Raw genomic sequence first — 23,569 nt, forward strand, 5'->3', positions numbered from 1 at the left:
CCGATCCGGGCAAATTCGCTCGATTTGCCGGGCGGGTTGCGGCCTCGAGCGCGATCCGATCTGATTTGATCAGCTCGATCGGTGAATCGCCCTCTAACGTAATGGCCGAGAACGCGTCATCCGATCAGCGCGTGCTCTGGCGAGGCCGGCTGGCGCGCCGGCGCCGCGCTGCCCCCGATCCCGTTTGGACCCGCATGGCATGCCGCATACGCCGCCTCTGATCGCCGCGCCGCTCACGGGCGCGCGCACCTACCAGTTCGGCGCGGACATCTTCGATGCCGTCATCGGGCATTCCGGCGCGCAGCGCGACATGGTGCTCCAATTGAAGGTGCCGGCCGCCTGCGCCATCGCCCTGATGCCCGGCGAAGCGCCGCCGGACGCGGATCTCCTGTGCGGCACCTTCCGCCATGCCGGCCGCTCCGGCGTCGAGCGGGCGTGGCTGCGGCTGGTGCCGGATCGGCCGATCACCATCCGCCAGCCGGCTGACGACGCGGCGATCACCGCCGGAGCGCGCTTCGGGGCCGCCGCGGCCGAGCTTCCCGCCGGCGGGGCCGGCACGTTCGCCCAGCGCGCGGTGCTGCTGGCGCTGGGCGTGGTGACGCGTGCCCAGCCCGGCCAGCGCTGGCGCATCGCGGAGATCGCCTGCGCCCGAATTCCCGGTGAGGCGGCGGCCGTTGCCGTCGCGCTCCGGCATCACATCGGGAGCCGCTTCTGGAAGTTCGATGTCGCTGCCGACGGCGACCCCGTCGGCAGCGTCATCCTGGCCCGCGTCCCCGCGCCGGAGTGAGGCGGGCGCTCGATGTGGCGTTCCATCAACGACGTGAAGGACAATGTCCGCCGCACCGCACCATACAATCCGCTTCCAAGGGCCATGCGCCCTCTTTAGTGTCTCGCGCTTGGGGCGGGGGCCACGATCATGAGCGTTGCGTACTCGGAGGAGGCGGGCGGGGGGCCGAACCTGCTCGACGAAGGGGCTGTGCGGCAGGCCATTCGCGAGGCGGTCGACCGCCCGGGGGTGGACAGTCTGGGGGCGGATACGGACTTCTACCGTGTCGGCCTCGACTCCCTCGACCATGCACAGATCCTGATGCGGGTGGAGGAGCTGTTCGGGCTGACGGTCGCGGACGCCGACTTCGATCTGTGCCGTTCGATATCGGCGATCGTCGCCTATGGGCTGCGTTCCACAGGGGGGGCCTGAGCCGGTGCCGCAGTCGCAAGCCCCGCGCGAAGGGGAGATGTCGCCGCTGGCGCGGATCGGCCGCGACGGACCGCGGGACATCCATGCCGCGCATCTGGCCCGGGCGGAGCCGATCGGCCATCTGCGCCTTACGTTGGCGGCGGCGCAGTTCGCCCGGCGCGTCGCCCGCCGTCCGGACACGATGCCCGAGCCCTGCAGCGGCCGCGACCAGTTCATGATGCTGAACGCCCTTCTCGAGCTTGGCCACATCGACGCGGCCCGCGCCTTCGTGGACCGCACGCCGGAGACCGGCGTCACGCTCGCCGGCCTCCAGAGCCTGCGCGCGCTCGCCCTGGCCGCGCCGCGCCGCGACCCGGATGAGCCGGGGCCAGATGTGGTGGAGGATCCGGCCCGCGACGTGGCGGTGGCGGCGCGGGCGGGCGCGCCGCTCGCCGTGTTTGTCTTCACCGGCGCCGCGCGCCGGTTCGCGGCGCCGGTGCCGCTGGCGCACGAATGGTTCCGGCGCCTGCCGGCCTCCATCGTCTACGTGCGCGACGCCCATGACATGTTCTATCTCGCGGGCATCCGCGGTCTCGGTTCGGGCTACCGGGCCGCGGTGGACGGGCTCGCCGCACTGGCGGCCGGCCTCGGCGCGCGCCGCGTCGCCTGCATCGGCAACTCGGCGGGGGGGTACGGCGCCTTGCGCTTCGGCCTCGATCTCGGCGCGGAGCGTGTCGCCAGCCTGTCGGGGCCGACGATTATCGACGATTCGCTGCCGCGGCTGCGCGAGCGCCGGCGCAAGGAAGGCCTGCCTGCGGACGCGCTCGACAGCGAAACGCTGAACCTGGCGGACCTCTATCGCGCCGCCGCCAGCCGGCCGAGCCTGCGTCTGCTGTTCGGGGCCGGCAATGAACGCGACCGCACCGAGGCCGCAAGCATGGCCGGGCTGCCCGACACGCTCCTGATGCCTCTGGAGGGGGTGTCGACCCACGGCATCCTCCCCGACCTCGTGGCGCGCGGCGGCTTCGATTCGCTTCTGCGTTGGCTGACGGGTGCCGAGGCCTGAGGGCTCCGCGCCGGCTCATTCCGCGCCGGCGGGCAGGTTGCGGCGCCAGCGGCTGGAACGCCGGTTGCCCGGAATTTTGGCGGGCAAACGATGATGGGCTCTTGCGGAGGCTGGGCTGGTGGACGTCAAATGGCCCGGTTGCGCCCGGCTGCCGATGCGTTAGCTTCCGGTCTGGTCGGTTGCATGCGATTTATTGACATGCGTTGCTTGCCGTCATACGTGCTTCGCTGTGCCTATTAGGCGCATTAAAACAAATGCTTAGGAGATTCTGGGTGCTCGATCACGTGTTCCGCCCGGCGGGCCCCGGCGTCATTTTCAAGGATTTCGGCGACGAAATGGTGGTCGCCAACCTCGACACCGGCCTGTTCTACAGCCTCGGCGGCGCGGCGCCCTGCGTGTGGGACAGGCTCTCCGGCGGCCACACGGGCCGCCAGATCGCCGCCGCCTTCACCGGAGAGGCGGAGGCGATCGAGGCCGCCATCGTCGCGCTGATCACGCGCTTGCAGGCCGACGGCCTGCTGCAGATTTCAGAAGGGGCCGAAGCCGCATCGGCGCCCCTGGCGCCTGGCGCCTTCGATGCGCCGTCCATGGAGCGCTTCGACGACCTGCAGGGGCTCCTGCTCGTCGATCCCATCCACGACGTGGCGGAGGCTGGCTGGCCGCTGATGCCCGACGCGCCGGTGTCCTGATCCCGCATGGAAAGCTTCGTCTGCCGCACCGTCGCGGAGGTTGCCGCGCACGTCGGCCATGCGCACGCGGTGGAGACCGCGGCGGGGCCCCTGCCGCTCAGCATCCGCTTTGCGAGCCCGGAACTCGCGGACGCCTTCGGTCCGGCCTTCGCCGCTTCCCCCGTGGCTTGCGGCTCCGCCGCTGACGCGGGCTGGCAGCTGGCCGTCACGAGCGGCAGCGTCGGCACGCCGCCGCCGGCTCTCGTGCCGGCGGCGCGCGGCGGCGACATGCGCCTCAGCGCCGGCGAGGATGCCTATGCCCTGTGGATGGGCCGCCATGCGCCGACGCTCTATGCCGTCGACCGGGTGCGACGGCGCGCGCTCTACTGGGTGGAGGACGCGGCGGCGATCCCGGCGTGGGAACGCTCGCGCCCGTTCCTGCCGATCATCCAGGTGATGCTCGACGCCACGCCCTGGATCGCGGTTCACGCGGCCGCCGTCGCGCGCGAGGGCGGCGCCGTGATGCTCACCGGCCCGGGCCGCGCCGGCAAGACGACGCTTTCGCTCGCGGCGCTGAAGTCCGGCTGGCGCTTCGCCGGCGACGACTACGTGCTGCTGCGCACCGATGCGCCGCAGGTGGCGCCGCTGTTCGCCACCGCACGCCTGCGGGACGACATGGCGGCGCGCTTCCCCTGGATCGGCGCGGTCCTGCGGGAGGTCTCGCAGGAGCTGGGCGAGCGGCGCCACGAGCTGGTGCTCGCCGGCCGCCCGGAGCTCGGCGTCATCGGCGGGGCGGAGCTCAAGGCGGTCCTGCTGCTCGACCGGCGCGGCGCCGAGGCGCCTGAATTCGGCGCGGCGTCCCGCACCGCGGTCCTGTCCACCCTGATGGCCAACACGCTGGTGGCGACGCCCGGCTACGAGGCAGCGCGCACCGCCAAGGTGATGCGCCTGCTGGCGATGCTGCGTCCGCGCCGCTTCGATCCCGGCGTGGGTTTCGGCCCCGCCCTCGATGCGCTCGCCGGGGTGCTGGCATGAACCGCCCCGCGATCAGCGCCATCGTGCCGGTCCACAACGGCGCGGCGCTCGTCGCCGACGCCCTGGCGAGCATCCGCGCCCAGAGCGTGCCGGTGGCGGAGGTGATCGTCGTCGACGACGGCTCGGACGACGGCAGCGCCGGGATCGTCGCGCGGGCCGATCCGGCGGCGATCCTGATCAGCACCGCCCGGGGCGGTCCGGCGGCGGCGCGCAATATCGGCGCCGCCCATGCCAAGGGCGAGTGGCTCGCCTTCCTCGATCACGACGATCTCTGGCCTCGGGAGCGCACCGCCGTCCTGATCGCGGCACTCGCCGGCGCGCCCGACACCGACTATGCCTATGGACGCTTCCGCCTCGAGGAGATGCCGGGGGCCGTGGCCGATCCGCGCCTGCGGCAGGCGGACGGCACGGCGGTGCCCTTCCTCCTGCACGCGTCGCTGATCCGGCGCCGGCTGTGGCAGGCGCTGGGCGGGCTCGATCCCAGGCGCGACCGGGCCGAGGACCTGGACTTCTATCTGCGCGCGCGGGATTCCGGCGCGGTCCTGACCGCGGTCGATGCGGTGACGCTGGTCTATCGCCAGCATGGCGGCAACCGCTCGCGCGCCGCGGCGCTGGGGCAGGCGCCGATGCTGGAGGCCATGTGGTCGGCCATCCGCCGCCGGCGGAACGGCGGCTGATCCCATGCGCATCTCGGTCCTGATCGCCTGCTGGAACGCGGAACGCTACATCGGCGCGGCGATCCGTTCGGTCCTCGACCAGGACCCGGCGCCGGCCGAGCTGATCGTCGTCGACGACGGCTCCACCGACGCCAGCGCCGCGGTCGCCGGGGCGATCGCCGGCGTCACGCTGCTGCGGCAGTCGAACCAAGGGGTCGGGGCGGCGCTCAATGTCGCCGCGGGGCAGGCGAGCGGCGATGTCCTGGCCTTCCTCGACGCCGACGACCTGTGGTGCCCCGGCAAGCTCGCCGCTCAGACCGCCGCCCTCGCCGCGGACCCGGAGCTCGACGCCGTGTTCGGCCACATGGTTGCCTTTGCGAGCCCGGACCTCTCCGGCGAGGAGCAGGCGGGCCTGCGCATCCCGGCCGGCGCGGAACCCGGCTTCCTGAAAGGGACGATGCTGCTGCGGCGCGGCGCCTTCGAGCGGCTCGGGGGGTTCGACGAGGCGCAGCTGTTCGCCGACTTCATCGCCTGGTACGCGCGCGCCTCCGTCGCCGGCTTCCGCTGGAAGATGCTGGATGACCTCGTCCTGCGGCGGCGCATCCATGCCGCCAACATGGGCCGCCGGGCGCGTGTGCAGCAGCGCGAGGACTATCTGCGCATCATGAAGGCGCTCATCGACGCCAAGCGCGGGACCCGTCCGTGACCTCCGGCGCGCTCGGCCTCACGCAGCGGGAGCGCACGCTCCTGGTCGCCTGCCTTGGCAGCGGAGCCGCCGCGCGGGAGGCCTTCGCCGCCTGGCGGCCGTTTGCAAATCCGGTCGAGATGCACGGCCGCGAGCTGCGGCTGATGCCGCTTCTGCTGGCGAACCTGCGACGCGAGGGGATCGACGACCCGATCCTGCCCTGGCTGCGCGGGCAGGCCAAGCTGATCTGGCTGACGGGCATGATGCGCCGGCGCGCGCTTACGCACGCGCTCGACGCGCTGGCGGCCGCCGATATCCCGGTGACGCTCATCAAGGGGGCGGCGCTGCTCGTGCGCTGGCCGAAGGCGGTGGATACCCGCCCCATGGGCGACTTCGACCTGCTGGTGCCGCGCGAGCGGGTCCGCGCGGCACTGGATGCGCTCATCGCGGCCGGCTGGACCGGGCCGGGGAGCGCGCAGATCTCCGACGACGACCTCGATCGCTTCCACGCCCTGGGCCTCATCACCATCGGTGCCGACGGCACCACGCGGGGCGGCACGCAGGTCGATCTTCATTGGCGCGCCGCCGAGGCCGTTTCCGACCCGCGCCATACCGAAGGGCTCGTCCGGCGTGCGGTCGCGGGCGGGTTCGAGGGCCGCCCCGTCAAGGTGACGGGCCTCGCCGACCACCTCTTCGTTCTGCTGGCCCACGCCTTCCACGACACTGTCATGCAGCGCTACGACTGGGTGGCGGAGGGCGCGCTGCTGCTGGAGGCCGGCACGCCCGGCGACTGGGACTGGCCCCTGTTCCATCGGCTCTGCCGCCGCCACGGGCTGGAGGCCTGGGCCGGCGCGGCGCTGCGCGAGATCGCGGCGATCACCGCCCGACCGCTGCCCGCCGGGGCCGATTTCCCCGATACTGTGGTTCGCTCCCTCCGCGGGCGCGACGTGGCGGCAGACGCCGCTCGCGCCGCCGATACCACCCTGCCGAAGCTGGAGGCGGCCTTTGCCCGCGCCAGGAAAAGCGTCGGCGACAGCGCGCGGCTTGCCGCGATCGGCGCCGACGCCCTCGACCTCGGCAGCGCCTCGGCCGGCGCATCGCTGGTGGAGGGCTGGTCGGTGCCGGAGGCCGGCGGCCGCTGGAGCGACGCGCGCGCCGCCATCCTCGCCTTCCGCGCGCCGGAAGCGACGATCGGCGAACGGGTGGCGCTGCGCCTGTGGCTCCTGCCGTATCTCGCCGCCCAGGTACCCCGCCTCGACGCCGACGCCTGGGCCGGCGCGGCATCCGAGCGCTGGTCCTTCGTCGCCGGCGTGGACGACAGCGGCTGCCGCACCCTGACGGGGCGGGTGTGCGATTGGGACGGCGTGCCCGTCATCGTGGTCGCGTTCCGCTTCGAGACGCTGCTGACCGGCGTCGAGCGGCGGGCGTTCGGCCTCGACCATCGGCTGATCGGCCTGCGCCTGAGCCGCGTCGAGATGGTCCGGGAGCGGGCGGCGCCGGTGATCGGGAGGTCGCTCCTTCTGCGCGATCCGTCTGCGGAACGCATCGCCTGGTCCGGCTGGGGCGGCGCCGAGGAGACCGGCCGCTGGACCGTGGGCGAGGAGGCGGTGCTGCGCTTCCGCCTGCCGCAAGACGGCCCGGTGCGCGCCATCCGCTTCCATGCGCCGATGGTGTTCTGCGGCACCGGGGCCGGGCAGGGTGTCGAGGTGATCGTGAACGGCAAGCCCGGGCGCGCGCTCGTGCTGCCGGCCAAGACCGGGTCCCGTCGCGCCGGCCTTTGTCCCGGAGCCACGTTTGAAGTCGACCTGCCGCCCGGCACGCGGCGCAGCGCGCTGGTCGACCTGCGGCTGCGGATCGCCGATCCGGTCGCCCCCGCCGCCCTCGGCCTGTCGCTCGACCGGCGTCCGATCGGCCTGCATCTGGCGGAGATCACGCTCGTTCCCGGCAAGCCGCCGAACAAGGTGAGCGGCTGGTTCGACCGCCTTCGCTCGGCCTGGAACGGGCGGCGCGGCTGATCCTGCGCCCGTCGCCATCGGGCGCCAGGAAAAGCGGGAAGGGGTGTCGGCACGCCAGCGCCCCGGCCGTCCTGTGGGCGAAAATCCGCGCCAACCCGGGAGACAGCCCATGTCCGCCGCCGCGTCCAAGCCCTCGGCCATCGCCAGGAACACCATCTGCCTCTGGTACGAGCGGGACGCCGAGGCGGCGGCCCGCTTCTACACCGCGACCTTCCCGGACAGCGTGATGGGGGCGATCCATCGCGCCCCGAGCGACTATCCCTCCGGCAAGGCGGGCGACGTGCTGACGGTCCAGTTCACCGTCGCCGGCATCCCTTGCCTCGGCCTGAATGGCGGGCCGGCGTTCCGGCACAGCGAGGCGTTCTCGTTCCAGATCGCCACCGAGGACCAGGAGGAGACCGACCGCTACTGGAACGCCATCGTCGGCAATGGCGGGCAGGAGAGCGCCTGCGGCTGGTGCCGCGACCGGTGGGGCATCTCCTGGCAGATCACGCCGCGCGTCCTGACCGAGGCCATGAGCGCGGGCGGCGACGCGGCAAAGCGCGCATTCGAGGCGATGATGACCATGCGCAAGATCGACGTGGCCGCCATCGCCGCCGCGCGGCGGGGCTGACCGACCCGCGCGGCCGGTTTCGGACCGGCGCGGCGCCCCGGTCCGAGAGGGAACTCACGGCAGCCATCCCAGAACGCGCCACCAGATGAGGTTGAGCGGCCAGACGACGAGCACGGTCAGGATCGCCAGGCGGAAGCACAGGCTCACCATCGGCCGGGCGATCCCGGCATGGACCTGCATGGCGACCGCAAGCGGCGGCGCCTGATAGGGAAAGAACACGGTCGAGAAGCCGACCACCTGGGACATCGCGACCGCATGGACCGGGAGGCCGGTCAAGGCGGCGAGCTCCGGCGCGATCGGCGTCAGGATGGCCGGCACGGCGATGATCGTGACCAGCAGGCCGAGCGAGGCGGCGATGACGATGAGGATGAGGAGGGTCACGAGTGGGTCGGTGCCGCCCCATGCCACCAGGCGGCCGATCAGGGCCGCCAGCTCGCCGCCGATGCCCGAGGCTTCGAGCACCGCGCCCACCCCGACCACGCCGGCCACGTAGAAGACCGGCTCGAGGCCGACGGCGCGCATGGGCTGCTCCGGCATCAGGCCGCTGCGGGGCCAGAGGCAGACCACCGCGGCCGCCATGCCGACCCAGGCGGGCGAGATATGATGCCAGGCGTCGCTCAGCCAAAGTAGGATCGTGATCGCCAGCAGGACGAGGAGACGCTTCTCCCCGGTCGAGACCGGCGTCCTTTCGGATGCGCCCTGCCGGCCGGGCATGTCCGGCTCGCGCCAATAGGTCGCCGCCAGCATGGCGGTGACGAGGGCGAGCTTGACCAGGCCGAGAACGGGAAAATGCAGCCCGAGATATCCCGCGAACGTGGGCGCGCCGATGCCGGTGCTCTCCATCAGGCCGGCGAGGACATTGTTCGGCACGTTGGCCGGCAGCACGGCCAAAGCGGGAAAGAAGGTGCCGGCGATGCCCGCCAGCATGATCGCGACCGCGCGGCGATCTCTGGCCTCGAGGCCGGCGGCGGCAATGGTCGCCTCCAGCAGCGGGATCACGAGCAGGATGCGCCCCGTCGCCGAGGGCATCAGGAACACGAGCGCGGTCCCGAACATCGCGACGCGGGCGAGGAACAGCGGGAAGCGCATGGCCTGGCGCCCGGCGAGCGCCAGGCCCAGCCGCTGCGCGAGGCCGGTATGGCGCAGCGCGACGCTGATCACGGCACCGGCCACCACGAGCCAGACCGCCGACCCGGTGAAGCCGGACAGGACGATCGAGGCGGGCGCGAGCCCGCCGATGATGCAGGCGACGAAGAACATGAACGCGGCGAGATATTCGGGCAGGAGGCGGGTCGCGAACAGCGCCATCGTCGCCCCGCACACCAGAACGACGCCCAGCTGATGCATGTCGCCGAAGCGCCCGGCCAGCATGCCGCCGAGCTCCAGGATGCAGATCACCCCGATCAGCACCACGGACGAAAGGACAGAGCCCCGGCTCATATCGCCCTCGCCGTCGCGCGGCCTGCCTGCGCCGCGCGCTCGGGCCACCATCGCCATCCGCGCCGCTGGCGCAGGACGTCCGGAAAGGCTGGAGGATGGATGAAGGCGCGGATGGACTGGCGGATCTGCGGTTGCGAGGGCGTGAGTATCATGGATGTCAAAAGCCGCACGCCTCAGTCGCCCCGGGATTGAGCCCGCTCCCGGAGCCGATGGCGTCTCCTCCATCTTGTTCGTTCGGTGACTTATGACGCGGGATGCCCGCCGTGGAAAGCCGTCTCGGCCATGCCGCGTTCTACATCGTGTCACGCGGTATCATGATGGGCGCGGGCGGGGCGATCTTCGCCACGCCGGCGTGAAAGGCGCGCGAAAATGGAACGGAAGGGCGCGAGGCGCCGCGTGAGGCGAGGCGCGCGATTCCGGAATCGGCGCCGCCGGTGCCGGGCCCTTCGTACCCGGCCAGGCCTTCGTTTCCCGTCCCGGCATTGGCTCGTGTTCTCATGAGCGAAACTGATGCGTGCTGAAAGACAAATCGTTTGTCAGCAGGCCTTCGTGCTGAAAGATTTGGCGCCGGCAACTCAGTGAGCTTTTGCAGATGAAAGAGGGCGAGAAGACCAGAATAATTGCCCAGGTCGCGGCAAGGCGAATATTGAATCCTTCCGTGCATGAACTGGTTCTGGACGCCAGCGACGGATCATCCTTGCCCCTTTACGAGCCCGGCGCGCACATCGACGTCCATGTTCCGGGAATCGGCGCCCGCCAATATTCGCTCGTCAGGCCCTATCTGGCGGATGAGCCCTATGTGATCGCCGTGCAGATGGTGCCGGACGGGCGCGGGGGATCGCGCTGGATCCATGAGCATCTTCACGTGGGCGCCACGGTCGAGATCGGCGCGCCGCGCAATCATTTCGCCCTCCAGCCGGGGCCGAGGACCCTGCTGATCGCGGGGGGCATCGGCCTGACGCCCCTCATCTGCATGGCCGATGCCTGCGAGCGGGCAGGGCGCGCCTATGACCTCGTGGTGTGCAGCCGGACCGAGGCCAACGTGGTCTATTTCGCGGAGCTGCTGGCGCCCCGCAGCCACGGCCAGGTGCAGTTCGTGCTCGACGGCGGCGATCCCTCTCGCGGTCTCGACATTCCGTCCCTGCTCAGGGCCCAGCCGCCGGGAACCCGCGTCTATTGCTGCGGACCGCCAGGCCTGATGGCGGCCGTCCGCGCGGCCGGCGCCGAGATCGGCGGGCTGAGCCTGCATTTCGAGGCGTTCGGCGCCGGTCCGTCGTCGCCCGCGCCGGCACCGGACGACGCGCCATTCACCGTCGCCTGCGCCCAGAGCGGCCTCACGGTCGAGATCGCGCCGGGCGAGACCATCCTCGACCGCCTGCTCGCGGCGGGCCTCGATGCCGACCATTCCTGCCGCGAGGGCTATTGCGGCACCTGCGTCACCCGCTGGCTTTCGGGCGCCCCGATCCACCGCGACACGTGCCTCAGCGAGGTGGAGCGCAGCCGCTACGTGGCGGTCTGCACGGCCCGCGCGGAGGCCCATTCCACCCTCGTTCTCGACCTCTAGCCTTTCCGGGACTGGACATCATGGCCAAGAAGATCACCTGCGCATTCGGCGTCGACGTGGACGCCGTCGCCGCCTGGATCGGCACGTTCGGCGGCGCGGATTCCCCGCACGACATCTCGCGCGGCCTGTTCGCGGGCGAGGTGGGAAGCCTCAGGCTGCTCGACCTGTTCGACCGCTACGGCCTGAAGACCACCTGGTTCATCCCCGGCCATTCGGCCGAGACCTTTCCCGACGAGATGGCGCAGGTGGCCGCGCGCGGCCACGAGATCGGGCTGCACGGCTACACCCACGAGAACCCGCTCGCCATGTCGCCGGCCCAGGAGGCCGACGTGCTCGACCGCTGCATCGAGCTGCTCACCGGCCTCGCCGGCCGCCGGCCGGTGGGCTATGCCGCGCCGTGGTGGGAGCTGAGCGCCAACACCCCGGCGCTGCTGCTGGAGCGCGGCATCCTCTACGACCACTCCATGATGCATCGCGACTTCTCGTGCTATCGCCTGCGGGTGGGCGACAGCTGGACGGCGATCGACTACAGCCAGCCGGCGGCGAGCTGGATGAAGCCGCTGGCGCGCGGCCAGGAGACGCGGCTGATCGAGATCCCCGTCAGCTGGTACCTGGACGACCTGCCGCCCATGATGTTCATCAAGAAGTCGCCCAACAGCCACGGCTTCATGAACCCGAAGGACATCGAGGAGCTGTGGCGCGAGCAGTTCGACTGGGTCTACGACGAGATGGACGCGGCGGTGTTCAGCTTCTGCCTGCATCCCGACGTCGCCGGCCGGCCGCAGGTGCTGCGCATGCTCTCGCGCCTGATCGAGCACATGGCGCGGCGCCCCGGCGTGGAGTTCAGGACGCTGGAGGAGATCGCCCGCGATTTCGACCGCGCCCATCCGTTCGCGGGCTGAGCCCATGTGCGGCATGTGCGGCCTGTGGAGCGGCATGGCGCACTGGTCGAACGCCGGCCGCCTGCCGTCCGGCGGCCGCCCCGGCGGGCCGGCCGGAGCGGCGCGCATGGCCCAGGCCCGGGCGCTCGGCGCCCTCTGCGCGCACGGCGGCATCACGGCGCGGGACTGGATGCTGACTTCCTGGATCCTGGAGGACCGCTCCGGCGGCACGCTGATCGTCGACAGCCTGCCGGAGGTGTGGGCGGGGGTCGAGCGCCTGTCCGGCCGGCCGCTCGACCCGCTGGACGAGGCGTTCCTCGACCGCATCGAGGCGGCGGGCGGGTGCCTGCCGTGAGCGCCGCGCCGGCCGACACGCGGGTTCCGGTGTTCATCGTCACCGGCTTCCTCGGCGCCGGCAAGACCACCTTCCTGCGGCGCGCCCAGCAGGGCGCCGCCTTCTCCGGCGCGCTGCTGCTGGTGAACGAGGCCGCGGCCTTCGGCGTCGACGACCGGCTGCTGCGCGGCGATGCCGTCGCCGTCACGCTGCTGGCCAACGGCTGCCTGTGCTGCCGCATCGACCGTGGCGTGAAGGAGGAGCTGCACCGCGTCCTGGCGCTCGACCGCGGGCGCCATGCCTTCGACCGGGTGATCCTGGAACTGAGCGGCCTCGCGGACCCGCTGGCGGTGATCGCCACCATCACCTCCGATCCCTATCTCGACGGGCAGCTGCGGATCGCGCTGGTGGTGACGCTGGTGGACTGCCTGCATGCGGCGCAGAGCGCCGATGCGGCGGAACATCGCCGGCAGATCGAGGCGGCCGATATCGTGCTGCTGACCAAGACCGACCTTGCGACTCCCGAGGCGGCGGCTCAGGCGGCGGGCCATGTGGCCGCGCTTCAGCCGCTCGCCCGTTGCATCGACGCGGCCGACGCACGGTTCGACCGCCTCATGGAGGAGGCCGGGCCGCTGCGCGCGGACCGGCTGGCACTCGAGACGTTCGATGCGGGCGGGCTGCCCCGGACCGCCCTTCTGGCGCACACCGGCGCAGCCGGCGGTTTCGCCTGCGCCGCGCCGGGGCCCGACACCTTCTGCCTGCGCATCGAGGAGCGGCTCGACTGGACGCGCCTCGCCTTGTGGCTGTCGCTGCTGCTGCACGCCCACGGCGCGCGCATCCTGCGCATCAAGGGCTTCCTTTCCCTTGACGGCGCGCAGGCTCCGGTGCTGATCAATTGCGTGCGCCACATCGCCTATTTCCCCGAGCATCTGGAGCCTGAGGCGGATGCCGGCGAAGGGGCCGGCGCGCCATCGTTCCTCGTCTTCATCGTCGAGGGCCTGTCGGCCGACCGCATCGCCCGCTCGTTCTCCGCCTGTGTGAGCGGGCGCCCCGTGGCGGCCATTGCGGCGACACCCGCCGCCGACCGGAGTGAATGACCATGGCCGTTCCCGCGCCTCGAACCAGCCCCGGCGATCCCGTCGGCGCCTTCCTGGAGGGGCCGCGTCTCACCCGCGCGGCGACGGGCCACGGGCCGCTGGACGGCCGCTCCTGCGCGGTCAAGGACGTGTTCGACATCGCCGGCACCGTCACCGGCTACGGCAACCCCACCTGGGCGCTGACCCATGCCCCGGCCGCGGCGAACGCCGCAGTGGTGGACCGCATCCTGGCCGCGGGCGCCCATGTGGTCGGCAAGACCCTGACCGATGAGCTGGCCTTCAGCCTGAGCGGCGCCAACCATCATTACGGCGCGCCGCTGAACACAGCCGCGCCCGACCGGCTGACCGGCGGCTCCTCCTGCGGGTCGGTGGCGGCGGTGGCGGCGGGCCTGTGCGACTTCGCGCTCGGCACCGACACCGGCGGCTCGGTGCGCGCGCCGGCGAGCTTCTGCGGCGTCTACGGCTTCCGGCCCACCCACGACGCGGTTTCCAGCGCTGGCGTGCGGGCGCTGGCGCGCTCGTTCGACACGGTGGGCTGGTTCGCGCGCAGCGCCGACCTGCTCCGGAGCGTGGGCGACGTGCTCCTGCCGGACGACAGCGGCACGCTCGATGCCGGACGCCAGCATTGGGATGCGGAGGCCTGGGAGCTTCTGGAAGTGCCGCTTGCGGAAGGGGAGGTCGCGCGTCTCGCCGACGGCCTGCCGCCCGCGAGCGCACGGACCCGGGCGCCGGTGAGCGGCGGCGGGCTCAATCTCTGGTTCGATGCCTTCCGCACCCTGCAGCTGGCAGAGGTCTGGGCCGAGTTCGGCGACTGGATCGCCCGCAACAAGCCGGTGCTCGGTCCCGGCATCGCCGAGCGCCTGGATGCCGCGAGCCGGCTGACGCCGAAAGAGGTGCATGCCGCCGAGGCCGACCGCGCGGCGGCGCGCGAGCGGCTGGAGCGGCATGACCTGATCGTCATCCCCACGGTGCCCGGCGCCGCGCCCCTGCGCAGCGCCGAGGTCGCGACGCTCGAAGCCTATCGCGGCCATGCCATGCGCCTCTTGTGCATCGCCGGCCTGTCCGGCCGCCCCCAGGTGACGCTGCCGCTGCTCCAGAGCTCCGGCGCGCCGCTCGGCCTGTCGCTGATCGGGCGGCCGGGAACCGATCGCCAGCTTCTGCGCCTCGCCGCGGACATGGCCGCCGCCGCGGGCCGGCCGTGAATTGAACCGGGACGATCCGGGTGTAAGGTGCGTCGATGCTGAGCCCGTCTTGCAGTAGGATCGGAGCCGCCCCGCACCGTCTGCGCGGCGCGGCCGCGGCGCGGCCATGAAGCGGCGCCTGCCTCCGCTCCTCGCTCTGCGGGCGTTCGAGGCGGCCGGCCGCCAGCTGAGCTTCTCGAAGGCGGCCGACGAGCTCAACGTGACCCAGGGCGCCATCAGCCGCCAGATCAAGCTGCTGGAGGAATTCCTCCACGCGCCCCTGTTCCGGCGCCTGACGCGGCAGGTGGAATTGACGCCGTTCGGCCAGAGCTACCTTGCCGCCGCCACCTCCGCGCTCGACGAGATCGAGCGCGCCACGGTCCAGAGCCTGCTGGAGGCGCGCGCGCTGTCGGTGAGCGTGCTGCCGACCATCGGCGTGCTGTGGCTGATGCAGCGGTTGACGACGTTCATGATGACCTACCCGGAAATCCGCCTCCAGGTGTCGTCGTCGCTGGAGCCGGTCAACTTCAAGCGCGAGGGGGTCGACGTGGCGCTGCGCGTCGGCAAGCTGCCGGGCGCGAGCTATGATCCGGCCGCGCCGCAGATCACGTTCCGCATGACCGAGACCTGGGACGACATCACCGTCACCCCGCTCTGGGAGGACCGCATCACCCCGGTGATGAGCCGGGCGCTGTTCGAGCGCCACGGGCCGGTCACGTCGGTGGCGGATCTCGACCGCTTCCGGCTGATCCACAACATGAAGCGGCCCGATTGCTGGCCGGCCTGGCTCCATGCCGCGGGCGCCGCGCCGACGGAAGGGGCGGGGCGCATCGATGTCGGCCATTCCTTCATGGCGGTGATGGCGGCGCGCGACGGGGAGGGGATCGCCTGCGTGCCGACGCTGGAGATCGCCAACCTGGACTGGCGCGACCAGCTGGTGCAGCCGTTCGATCTCAGGGTGCAGAGCGCCGGCGGCTACTATCTGCTGTGCCCGAGGGAAAAGGCGCTCACCAGCGAGGTGAAGCTGTTTTCCAGCTGGCTCATCGGCCAGTGCTGAGGCGGGCCGGCCGGCCCGCCCACGCGCTCAGTCGAGGAAGGCGAGGGCGTCGCCCGGCATGACGCGCCCGCCGGCCTCCACCTCCGCATAGACGCCGAGGTCGCCGTGGCCCTGATAGTCGCGGATGGCGATGGGCAGGTTCACGTCGCGCACGGCGGTCGCGGGATCGACGCTGGTGGCCGCGCAGCGCCGGGTGCGCCGGACGACCTTCAGCACCACGTCGCCGACCGCCAGGCGCCGGCCCACCCAGTCGAGCTCCGACCAGGCCGGCGCGCCGGAGAAATAGAGGTTGGCGCGGAAGCGGATCGGGTCGAGCGCCATGGCGAGGTGGCTGGACAGGTCCGCCACGGTGTCGAGATTGATCAGCGAGATGGAGCGCATCAGCGCCACCGAATGGACGCTGACATCGGTGAACTGGTGCCCGGGGGCGTGGACCAGGACGGGCTGGCCGGGCAGGGGCGCGTTGACGACGCCCGCGAGATAGCGCGCCAGCGCATCGCCGCCGGCGTCGTCGAGCGCGAAGGTGTCCACCGCATCCCCGTCGCGCACTTCGAGGCGCTCCGGCGCTGGGAGCATGCGCGAGCGCAGCCGCGCGAGGCTCTCGTATTTCGCCAGCATCAGGAACTGGGTCTTCGGCGCCGGCTTCGGGTCGGAGGGGTCGAACCGCAGGGAGCCGTCGGTCACCGCATAGGCGCGGTCGAGGGGGAAGCCGAAGCCGGCCTCGAGCGCGACCTCGGCCATCGGTTCCGGGGACAGGCCCTTCACCGGGTAGCGGAACAGGCTGTCGATATGCATGCGGGCCTCGTTGCGGACATCTGCGCGGCCGCCCCGTGGAGCCGCCGCGCAGGCCTTTCATATCAGGCGTTGATCATCGTCCGGCAGCGACGTCGAGGCCGCGCCTCACCGCAGGGCCGCGCAGGCGCCCGGCACCATGGGCGAGAAGGCATCGGCCGCGGCGACCTTCGACAGCAGCGCGTAGTAGTCCCACGGCGCCTTGGATTCGGCGGGGGTCTTCACGCGCATCAGCTGCATCTCGTGCTCGTGCAGGCCGTCGGGCCGGATGCGCCCGCCCCGGGAGAAGAAGTCGTCGATGGGATCGGCCTTCATCTGGGCCACCACCTTCGATCCCGCGTCGGTCTGGGCCTTGGCGGCGCTCTTGAGATAATGCAGCGCGGCCGAGTACATGCCCGCCTGCACCATGGTCGGCATCTTGCCCATGCGCTCGTGGAAGCGCTTGGCGAACGCGCGGGTCGCATCGTCCGCATCCCAGTAGAAGGCGGTGGTGAGCAGCAGGTTCTTGGCCTGGTTGAGGCCCATGCTGTGCACGTCGGTGATGAAGGTGAGGAGCGTCGCCACCCTCTGCTTGCCGCTGCCGGAGATGCCGAACTCGGTGGCGCCCTTGATGGCGTTGGTGGTGTCGGCCCCGGCGCTCGCGAGGGCGATGATCTTCGCGTTCGAGGCTTGCGCCTGCAGCAGGAAGGAGGAGAAGTCCGGCGTGTTCAGGGGAAAGCGGACGCTGCCGAGGATCTTGCCGCCGCTCGCCTTCACCACGTCCGCGGTGGTCTTCTCCAGGCCGTGGCCGAAGGCGAAGTCCACCGTGAGGAAGAACCAGGTGTCGCCGCCGTCCCGCACGATGGCCTTGCCCACCACGTTCGAGAGCACGTTCGCGTCGTAGATGTACTGGACGCTGTTGGGCGTGCAGGAATCCGTGGTGACCTTCGGCGTGCTCACCCCGCCCAGGAGCACCGCCTTGTCCTTCTCCTTCGTCACGCCCATCACCGCGAGCGCCACCGCCGAATTGGAGATGTCGAAGATGGCGTCCACCTTGTCCACGTCGTACCAGGAGCGCGCGATGGACACCCCGACGTCGCTCTTGTTCTGATGATCGGCCACCACCACCTCGACCGGCGTGTCCCCGATCTTGCCGCCGAAATCCTCGACCGCCATCTTCACCGCGGTGAAGGAGCCGTTGCCGGCATAATCCGAATAGGGGCCGGACATATCGGTGAGGACGCCGAGCTTGACCACGCCATCCGAGAATCCGGAAGTGCTCGGATTCTGTGCAAATGCTTGTGACGCCGACATCAGGATGGCAAATGTCGTGAAAGTAGAGGCAATCGCCGTTGAATTACGCATGTGTCGTTCCCCATTCGTCGGAATGCGGGGAAGTTTTTCCTTCTCGTTGCTGATTAAATCCCACTGGCAACGCTGGGATCACAAGCCATTTTTTGGAACCGACGGATGAGTGGGGCTCATCGATCCGGTTGATCACCGTCCGTGTCCGGCGCGCCCCCTGCCCGCAGGCGGCGCAGGGGGAGCCCGTTGGGCCGCCTAGCGCACCAGCTGCGGCAGGAACAGCACGATCTGGGGAAACGCCGCCATCAGGGCGACCACCACCGAGGCGGCAATCGCGAACGGAATGATCTCCCGCGAGATGCGCTCGATCGGCACCTGCGCGATCCCGGTGATGGCGAAGAGATTGGTGCCCACCGGCGGCGTGAACAGGCCGAGCATGAGCGCGCAGATCGACACCAGCGCCATGTGCAGCTGGTCGATGCCGGCGGCGGACGCGGTCGCGGCGAGGATCGGCGCGAGGATGATGACCAGCGAGGTCGCCTCCACGAGGCAGCCGAGGCCGATCAGGATGGCGGTCAGCACCAGCATCAGCAGGACCGTGTTGCCGCCCGAGAAGTCCGTCAGCACGGTGCCGACCAGCCCCGGCGCGTCGAACAGCGCGAGGAAGAACGAGAAGGGTCCGGCCGCGGCGATGATGAACCCGAACGTCCCGGTGGCCGTGGCGGTGCTCATGGCCGCATGCCCGAGGTCGGCCAGGCGCAGCCGCCGCGTCACGAACCCGAACAGCGCCACGTAGGTCGCCGCTAGGACGGACGCCTCGGTGACGGTCGCCACGCCGCCCAGCACCCCGCCCAGTACGATGGCCGGCGCGACCAGCGCCGGCAGCGCGGCAAGCACCGTGCGGGCGAAGCCGATCTCTTCCTCCCCGTCGAGCGGCCTGTCGACGGTGGGAAACGCGCGGGTGCGCCAGATGACGATGGCGAGGAAGGAAAGCCCGATCAGGATGCCGGGCACGATGCCGCCGACGAACAGCGCCGACACCGACACCGTGGGCGCGATGCTGGCATAGATCACCATGGGTATGGAGGGCGGGATGATCGGGCCGAGGCTTCCGCCGGCCGCGATCATGGCGGCGGAGAATTCCTTCGGGTAGCCATGGCGGGTCAGCATGGGGATCATCAGCATGCCGATCGCCACCGTTTCGGCGAGCCCCGAGCCGGTCATGCCGCCGAAGAACATGCAGGCGACCACCGTGGCCGCGCCCATGCCGCCGCGCCAGCGGCCGACGATCATCCGCGCCAGCTCGCCGAGCGAGCGGGTAAGCCCGACCATGTTCATCAGCTCGCCCATCAGGATGAAGCCGGGAATGGCGAGCAGCGGGAACAGCTTGACCTGCGAGACCGCCTTCTCGGCGATGAGGTGCAGGGGCACCATGCCGCCGAAGATCAGGATGACGGTGGTCGCGAACAGCATCGCCAGCGCGATGTCGAGCGACAGGATCAGCGCCCCGAGGAAGGCGACCGCGAGCCAGATCAGATCGCTCATCGCTTGTCCTCCTCGGCGCGCCATTCGGCGGCGTCGGCCTGCGGCCGGACCAGGTTCCTCACCATGGCCCAGATCGCCAGCGCGAGGCCCACGGGCAGGGCGGCCCATTCCAGCACCACCGGAAGATCGATGCTGGCGAAGCGCTGGCCGCGGAAGACCCAGGCCATCTTCGCCGCCACGCAGAAGAAGGTGATGAGCAGGCCGATGCCGATCAGGGTGACCAGCCGGTCGACCAGCGCGCCGAGCCGCGGCGGCAGCAATGCGGTGCCGAGGGTGAAGCGGATGCGCGCGTGCTCGGCGAAGGCGACGCCGGCACCGACGAAGACGATCCACAGAAACAGCACCAGCGATATCTCGTTGGCCCAGACCAGGGGGCTGCCGAGGACCTCGCGGAGAACGATCCCGGCCAGCAGGACACCGATCATGGCCAGGACCAGAATGCCGCCCAGCACGCGGTAGCCGCGGCGAACGCGCTCGAATGTTGTTGTCATGACTGACTCGCAAGATGGAGCTGCATGGAAAGTCGGCGGGGCTGCTTGAGCACGCGCCGATCAGCTTGCATGGCAAGCGGATCGGACCGCGCGTCCTCTATCCGCAAGTGAGAGGGCGACTGACCGATCGGATTGATTCCACTGACCGGATCGCGCTCGAGCCCCGCCGGTCTGCCTACTTCTGCGCGTCGAGCACCTTCTGGATCGTCTCTTTCGGAATTTTCGCCGTGACGAGCTCGCTGTCCCAGATCCCACGGCCGACGGCGCGCCACTCCTTCAGCTCGGCCGCGGTTGGCGTGTAGATCTTGCCGCCCCGCTTGCGGAACTGCGCCAGCGACGTCTCGCGCAGTTCGCGGTTGTACTGGTAGGCCCGCTCCTCGAACAGCTTCATCGCCCGCTGGAACGCGGCCTTCTGCTGGTCGTCCATCTTGTTGTAGCTGTTCTCGTTGATGGCGAGGATGCGGTAGACGGCGAGCGCGTCGATCTCCGTGCCGTGCTTCACCACCTCGTCATGCTTCAGCAGCGTGAGCCAGGCGGGCTGGAGGTGCTCGCCATTGACCAGGTCCTGTTGCAGCGCGGAGTACGTCTCGCCGATGTCGACCGGCGTCGGGATGGCGCCCATGCGCTTCCAGAACTCCTGCTCCAGCGGCGTCGCCGTGGTGCGGATCTTCAGCCCCTTGGCGTCGGCCGGCGTGCGGATCTCGCGGCTGTTGTTCCACAGGATGCGATAGCCGCCGCCGCTCGGGGCGAAAGCGAGCGCGCGCAGGCCCAGATTCTTGCGCATGGTCTCGCCGATCTGCTGGCCGATGGGGCCGTCCCAGACTCTGCGGCCATTGTCCATCTCGGACCACAGATAGGGCAGGTCCGAGAACAGCATGGAATCGGTCTGCTTGGTCATGTTGCAGGTGCAGGCGATGGCCATGTCCACGAGCCCGCTCTGCGCCGCGCTCATGCCGGCGATCTCGTCGAAGAGCGCCGAGGCGAAGAACGGCTTGAGCGTGACGGTGCCGTTGGTCTCCTTGGACAGGAACTCGGCCGCGTCCCTGAGCGCGCGGCTGTCGTCCATGCCGGCCGGCGAGGCGGAGCTCAGGCGCAACGTCACCGAAGGCGACTTGGAGAAATCGGCGGCGCTCGCGGCCGAAAATGGCAGTGCGGCGGCGAGCGCCGCGGTCAGAAGGCATCGTTTGATGGTCGACATTCTTTCCTCCCTTGTGGCTGTTCTTGGTGGTCTCAGCCGGGTGTCCCGGTCCGCAGCTGGGGTATGGGATCGTGCCCGGTGAAGATCACGTCCGGCCGTAGCGCCCTAAGGCGGGCGAGGCTGGCGATGGCCTGCCCCAGGTCCTGGAGAATCCCGTTCGGCAGGTCGTCCGTGTAGTTGCGGTTGAAGGGCACGGCGTCCGAGGTGATGACCGCGCGGCCCTCCTGCGTCGGCAGCACGACGCCCTGCAGCCCGGGCGTGTGGCCGCCGAGCGGCACGAGGCGCAGGCCGTTCGGCAGCTCCGCCTCGCCCTCGACCAGCTTCAGGCGCGGCGAGCCGAGAAGGTCGCGGATGACGTCGTGCCGGCCGAAATAGCGGTCGATGGCGGGATGGGCCCGCTGCGGATCGTTGAAGAAGTCCGCCTCGGTCCGCTGCAGCCAGACCGTGGCGTTCGGCAGGGCGTCGACGGCGCAGGCGTGATCCCAGTGCAGGTGGGTCAGGATCAGCGTGCCGACCTCGTCGGGGCCGATCCCGTAAGGCGCCAGCGCCTCCTTCAACCCGCGCGCGACCTCGATGCCGCGGCGCGCGGCCTCCTCTGCGGCCAGGCCGGTATCGACCACCGTGATGCCGTCCGGCCCGTGGATCAGCCAGAACCGGTAGACCAGCGTCAGCAGCCGCCCCGCATCGGTGTGCAGCAGGAACGATGAGCTGTCCGCCTGGCGGCGGGCCACCTCGACAGGCTCGATGCGGAACACCGGCGCCATCACCTCGCCTCGTCCGGGGCGCGCTCGGCCTCCTGCGCGCGGGCGAGCTCCTCCATGAGGATCGGCACCGCGAGGTTGCAGGAATGGATGCCCATGACGGTGGTGAGCTGGATCGTTTCCAGGATCTCCTCGCGCGTCGCCCCCTCGCGGATCGCATTCTGGATGTGCCGCCGCACCCCGGGCGCGTAGAGGTGCGTGGTCGCGGCGTTGATCGCGATCATGATCAGCTCCTTGGTCTTCTGCGGCAGCGGCCCGTTGCGGTGGGGAACGCTGCGGAAGGCCAGGTAGGCTTCGAGGAATTCGGGATCGAGCGCCTCGAACTGGGACCAGAGCGGATTCCAGTCCTGCGAAGCGCGCTGCTTGCGGGTGAGGGGATAGGCGTCGTCGCTCATGGGCTTGTCCTCCTCAGCGGGCATCGGCGAGCACCAGGTCGGCGCCGCGCTCGCCGATCATGATCGCGGGGGCATTGGTGTTGGACGAGGGAATCTCGGGAAACACGGAGGCATCGATCACCCGCAGCCGGTCGACGCCGCGGACCCGGAGGCGGGGATCGACGACCGAATGGTCGTCGCCGCCCATGCGGCAGCTGCCCGCCGTGTGCCAGGCGGTCTGGCCGGTCCGGCGGATGTAGTCGATGAGCGCCTCGTCGGTCTCCGCGCTGCCGTTCGGCTGGTCCTCGCGGACGATCACGCGGCTGAACGACGGGGTTTCCGCGAGCCGCCGGATCAGCTTGAGGATGCGCAGGACCCCGTCCACGTCGTCGGGATGATCGAGATAGTTCGGCTGGATGGCGGGGAGGGCGGTCGGGTCGGCCGTCTTCGCATGCACCGAGCCGCGCGACTTCGGCAGCAGCAGGAAGCCGCCGACGGTGAAGCCGGAAAAGGGATCGATCCCGCCGGCCTTCGAGCGGGAGTAGCGGTCCTTGCCGCTGATCATGTAGAGCCGGATCATCACGTCCGGGGCGGGAAGCCCGGGCGCCGAGCGGGTGATCGCGTGGGCGGTCGACGAGGTGCCGGCCAGGAGCCCGGTGCGCGTGAAGACGTACCGCAGGCCGGACAAGAGCCTGAACACGGGATTGCCGACCACGTCGTTGATGGTCCGCAGCGTCCGCGTCTCATAGGTCCGGCGGACTTGCAGGTGATCGCTGAGGTTTTCACCCACCGCCGGCAGATGGTGCACGACCGGCAGGCCGAGGCTCTCCAGGCGTGCGCCGTCGCCGATGCCGGACAGTTCGAGCAGATGCGGGGAGAGGATCGCGCCGGCCGAAAGGATCACCTCGCCATTGGCCAGCGCCAGGGTGCGCGCGCCGCCGCGATCGAACTCGACACCCGCCGCCCGCTGGCCCTCGAACAGCACCCGCGTCACCCGCGCGCCGGAGACCACCTTGAGGTTGGGCCGGCGCGCGGCCGGGTGCAGGTAGGCGACGGCGGTGGACCAGCGCCGGCCGTGGAAGGCGGTCTGCTCCAGATAGCGGGCGCCCTCGTAGCTCACCGCGTTGTAGTCCGGCGTCCGCGCGACGCCGAGCTCGCCGAGCCCGGAGAGGAAGGCGTCGGAGACCGGATCGGGCGACCGGACGCCGACGTCGGTGATCCGCATCGGCCCCGTCTTGCCGCGCTCGGAAAGGCGGGAATAGCGGTTGGATTCGAGCTTGCGGAAATAGGGCCTCACGTCGTCCCAGGACCAGCCGGGCAGACCGCCTTGCGCCCACCGGTCGTAGATCGCCGGATCGCCCCAGATGTACGCCATGCCGTTGATCGCGCTCGAGCCGCCGAGCACCCGCCCGCGCGGCGAGTAGATCTCCAGCCCGCCCATGTGCGGCTGCGGCTCCGACGTGAAGGGCCACACATAGCGCTCGTTCGTGAGCAGCCTTCCGACGCCGAGCGGAATGTGGATCCAGACGTTGCGATCCCGCTCGCCGGCCTCGAGCAGGAGCACGGAGTGCTTTCCGCTCTCGCTGAGGCGGGCCGCGAGCACGGCGCCGGCCGAGCCGGCGCCGACCACGATATAGTCGAACGACCCCAGCATG

General features: G+C 70.7%; 25 protein-coding genes. 16 read left to right on the forward strand and 9 right to left on the reverse strand.

Annotated elements, in window-relative coordinates; genetic code table 11:
* Positions 1-199 precede the first annotated feature (199 nt).
* The 9 genes from V5F67_RS12955 to V5F67_RS12995 all read left to right on the forward strand — a co-directional run bounded on the left by V5F67_RS12955 (position 200) and on the right by V5F67_RS12995 (position 7,915).
* Positions 200-787, forward strand: a complete 588-nt coding sequence (locus tag V5F67_RS12955; RefSeq protein WP_394017452.1) for a hypothetical protein — start codon at positions 200-202, stop codon at positions 785-787.
* A gap of 129 nt (positions 788-916) precedes the next feature.
* A complete protein-coding gene (locus tag V5F67_RS12960; RefSeq protein WP_394017451.1) occupies positions 917-1,198 on the forward strand; it encodes an acyl carrier protein in 282 nt (93 codons plus the stop codon).
* A 37-nt stretch (positions 1,199-1,235) separates the two neighbouring features.
* Positions 1,236-2,243, forward strand: coding sequence for a hypothetical protein (locus V5F67_RS12965; RefSeq protein ID WP_394017450.1), 1,008 nt, complete (start codon positions 1,236-1,238; stop codon positions 2,241-2,243).
* Between the two features lie 272 nt (positions 2,244-2,515).
* Positions 2,516-2,932 carry a PqqD family peptide modification chaperone gene (locus V5F67_RS12970; RefSeq protein WP_394017449.1) on the forward strand — a complete coding sequence of 139 codons (417 nt, stop codon included), beginning with the start codon at positions 2,516-2,518 and terminating at the stop codon, positions 2,930-2,932.
* Positions 2,933-2,938: 6 nt separating this feature from the next.
* On the forward strand, positions 2,939-3,946 hold the full coding sequence (locus V5F67_RS12975) for a hypothetical protein (protein ID WP_394017448.1): 1,008 nt from the start codon (positions 2,939-2,941) through the stop codon (positions 3,944-3,946).
* Positions 3,943-4,623 carry a glycosyltransferase family 2 protein gene (locus tag V5F67_RS12980; RefSeq protein ID WP_394017447.1) on the forward strand — a complete coding sequence of 227 codons (681 nt, stop codon included), beginning with the start codon at positions 3,943-3,945 and terminating at the stop codon, positions 4,621-4,623. Before V5F67_RS12975 ends, V5F67_RS12980 begins: the two co-directional genes overlap by 4 nt.
* Before the next feature lie 4 nt (positions 4,624-4,627).
* A complete protein-coding gene (locus V5F67_RS12985) occupies positions 4,628-5,308 on the forward strand; it encodes a glycosyltransferase family A protein (protein WP_394017446.1) in 681 nt (226 codons plus the stop codon).
* The gene (locus V5F67_RS12990; protein ID WP_394017445.1) at positions 5,305-7,302 is read left to right on the forward strand and encodes a nucleotidyltransferase family protein; all 1,998 of its coding nucleotides are present in this window, start codon (positions 5,305-5,307) and stop codon (positions 7,300-7,302) included. The genes V5F67_RS12985 and V5F67_RS12990 overlap by 4 nt, the downstream gene beginning before the upstream one ends.
* Before the next feature lie 139 nt (positions 7,303-7,441).
* Entirely contained in the window at positions 7,442-7,915 is a 474-nt protein-coding gene (locus V5F67_RS12995; RefSeq protein ID WP_394017812.1) for a VOC family protein, read from the forward strand.
* 54 nt (positions 7,916-7,969) lie between these two features.
* Here the strand turns inward: V5F67_RS12995 and V5F67_RS13000 are convergent, their stop codons facing one another.
* The gene (locus V5F67_RS13000; protein WP_394017444.1) at positions 7,970-9,355 is read right to left on the reverse strand and encodes an SLC13 family permease; all 1,386 of its coding nucleotides are present in this window, start codon (positions 9,353-9,355) and stop codon (positions 7,970-7,972) included.
* A 697-nt stretch (positions 9,356-10,052) separates the two neighbouring features.
* Here V5F67_RS13000 and V5F67_RS13005 point away from each other — a divergent pair.
* From V5F67_RS13005 to V5F67_RS13030, 6 genes are all read left to right on the forward strand, one after another.
* The gene (locus V5F67_RS13005) at positions 10,053-10,919 is read left to right on the forward strand and encodes a PDR/VanB family oxidoreductase (RefSeq protein ID WP_394017443.1); all 867 of its coding nucleotides are present in this window, start codon (positions 10,053-10,055) and stop codon (positions 10,917-10,919) included.
* 20 nt (positions 10,920-10,939) lie between these two features.
* The gene (locus V5F67_RS13010) at positions 10,940-11,821 is read left to right on the forward strand and encodes a polysaccharide deacetylase family protein (RefSeq protein ID WP_394017442.1); all 882 of its coding nucleotides are present in this window, start codon (positions 10,940-10,942) and stop codon (positions 11,819-11,821) included.
* Between the two features lie 4 nt (positions 11,822-11,825).
* A complete protein-coding gene (locus V5F67_RS13015) occupies positions 11,826-12,155 on the forward strand; it encodes a hypothetical protein (RefSeq protein WP_394017441.1) in 330 nt (109 codons plus the stop codon).
* Positions 12,152-13,231, forward strand: a complete 1,080-nt coding sequence (locus V5F67_RS13020) for a CobW family GTP-binding protein (protein WP_394017440.1) — start codon at positions 12,152-12,154, stop codon at positions 13,229-13,231. Before V5F67_RS13015 ends, V5F67_RS13020 begins: the two co-directional genes overlap by 4 nt.
* A gap of 2 nt (positions 13,232-13,233) precedes the next feature.
* The gene (locus tag V5F67_RS13025; RefSeq protein WP_394017439.1) at positions 13,234-14,433 is read left to right on the forward strand and encodes an amidase; all 1,200 of its coding nucleotides are present in this window, start codon (positions 13,234-13,236) and stop codon (positions 14,431-14,433) included.
* Between the two features lie 106 nt (positions 14,434-14,539).
* On the forward strand, positions 14,540-15,469 hold the full coding sequence (locus V5F67_RS13030) for a LysR substrate-binding domain-containing protein (RefSeq protein ID WP_394017438.1): 930 nt from the start codon (positions 14,540-14,542) through the stop codon (positions 15,467-15,469).
* A gap of 27 nt (positions 15,470-15,496) precedes the next feature.
* Here V5F67_RS13030 and V5F67_RS13035 read toward each other — a convergent pair whose 3' ends face one another.
* Both V5F67_RS13035 and V5F67_RS13040 read right to left on the reverse strand, forming a co-directional pair.
* Positions 15,497-16,264 (reverse strand): MOSC domain-containing protein, encoded by a 768-nt coding sequence (locus V5F67_RS13035; protein ID WP_394017437.1) that lies wholly within the window; start codon positions 16,262-16,264, stop codon positions 15,497-15,499.
* A gap of 105 nt (positions 16,265-16,369) precedes the next feature.
* Positions 16,370-17,554 (reverse strand): ABC transporter substrate-binding protein, encoded by a 1,185-nt coding sequence (locus tag V5F67_RS13040; RefSeq protein ID WP_394017436.1) that lies wholly within the window; start codon positions 17,552-17,554, stop codon positions 16,370-16,372.
* On the opposite strand from V5F67_RS13040, the gene V5F67_RS13045 reads away from it, so the two are divergent.
* On the forward strand, positions 17,490-17,714 hold the full coding sequence (locus V5F67_RS13045; RefSeq protein WP_394017833.1) for a hypothetical protein: 225 nt from the start codon (positions 17,490-17,492) through the stop codon (positions 17,712-17,714). The two genes, V5F67_RS13040 and V5F67_RS13045, sit on opposite strands and share 65 nt — an antisense overlap.
* Before the next feature lie 86 nt (positions 17,715-17,800).
* On the opposite strand, the gene V5F67_RS13050 is transcribed toward V5F67_RS13045, so the two are convergent.
* The 6 genes from V5F67_RS13050 to V5F67_RS13075 all read right to left on the reverse strand — a co-directional run bounded on the left by V5F67_RS13050 (position 17,801) and on the right by V5F67_RS13075 (position 23,568).
* Positions 17,801-19,090: a TRAP transporter large permease gene (locus tag V5F67_RS13050; RefSeq protein ID WP_394017435.1), complete on the reverse strand. Its 1,290-nt coding sequence runs from the start codon at positions 19,088-19,090 to the stop codon at positions 17,801-17,803.
* The gene (locus V5F67_RS13055; RefSeq protein WP_394017434.1) at positions 19,087-19,581 is read right to left on the reverse strand and encodes a TRAP transporter small permease; all 495 of its coding nucleotides are present in this window, start codon (positions 19,579-19,581) and stop codon (positions 19,087-19,089) included. The genes V5F67_RS13050 and V5F67_RS13055 overlap by 4 nt, the downstream gene beginning before the upstream one ends.
* 175 nt (positions 19,582-19,756) lie before the next feature.
* Positions 19,757-20,779: a TRAP transporter substrate-binding protein gene (locus tag V5F67_RS13060; RefSeq protein WP_394017433.1), complete on the reverse strand. Its 1,023-nt coding sequence runs from the start codon at positions 20,777-20,779 to the stop codon at positions 19,757-19,759.
* A 32-nt stretch (positions 20,780-20,811) separates the two neighbouring features.
* Positions 20,812-21,543: an N-acyl homoserine lactonase family protein gene (locus tag V5F67_RS13065; protein ID WP_394017432.1), complete on the reverse strand. Its 732-nt coding sequence runs from the start codon at positions 21,541-21,543 to the stop codon at positions 20,812-20,814.
* Positions 21,543-21,935 (reverse strand): carboxymuconolactone decarboxylase family protein, encoded by a 393-nt coding sequence (locus V5F67_RS13070; protein ID WP_394017431.1) that lies wholly within the window; start codon positions 21,933-21,935, stop codon positions 21,543-21,545. Before V5F67_RS13070 ends, V5F67_RS13065 begins: the two co-directional genes overlap by 1 nt.
* Before the next feature lie 13 nt (positions 21,936-21,948).
* Positions 21,949-23,568 (reverse strand): GMC family oxidoreductase, encoded by a 1,620-nt coding sequence (locus tag V5F67_RS13075; protein ID WP_394017430.1) that lies wholly within the window; start codon positions 23,566-23,568, stop codon positions 21,949-21,951.
* Between the last annotated feature and the right edge of the window lies 1 nt (position 23,569).

The sequence above is a fragment of the Xanthobacter pseudotagetidis genome, from assembly GCF_043194795.2.
Taxonomy (GTDB): domain Bacteria; phylum Pseudomonadota; class Alphaproteobacteria; order Rhizobiales; family Xanthobacteraceae; genus Xanthobacter; species Xanthobacter tagetidis_A.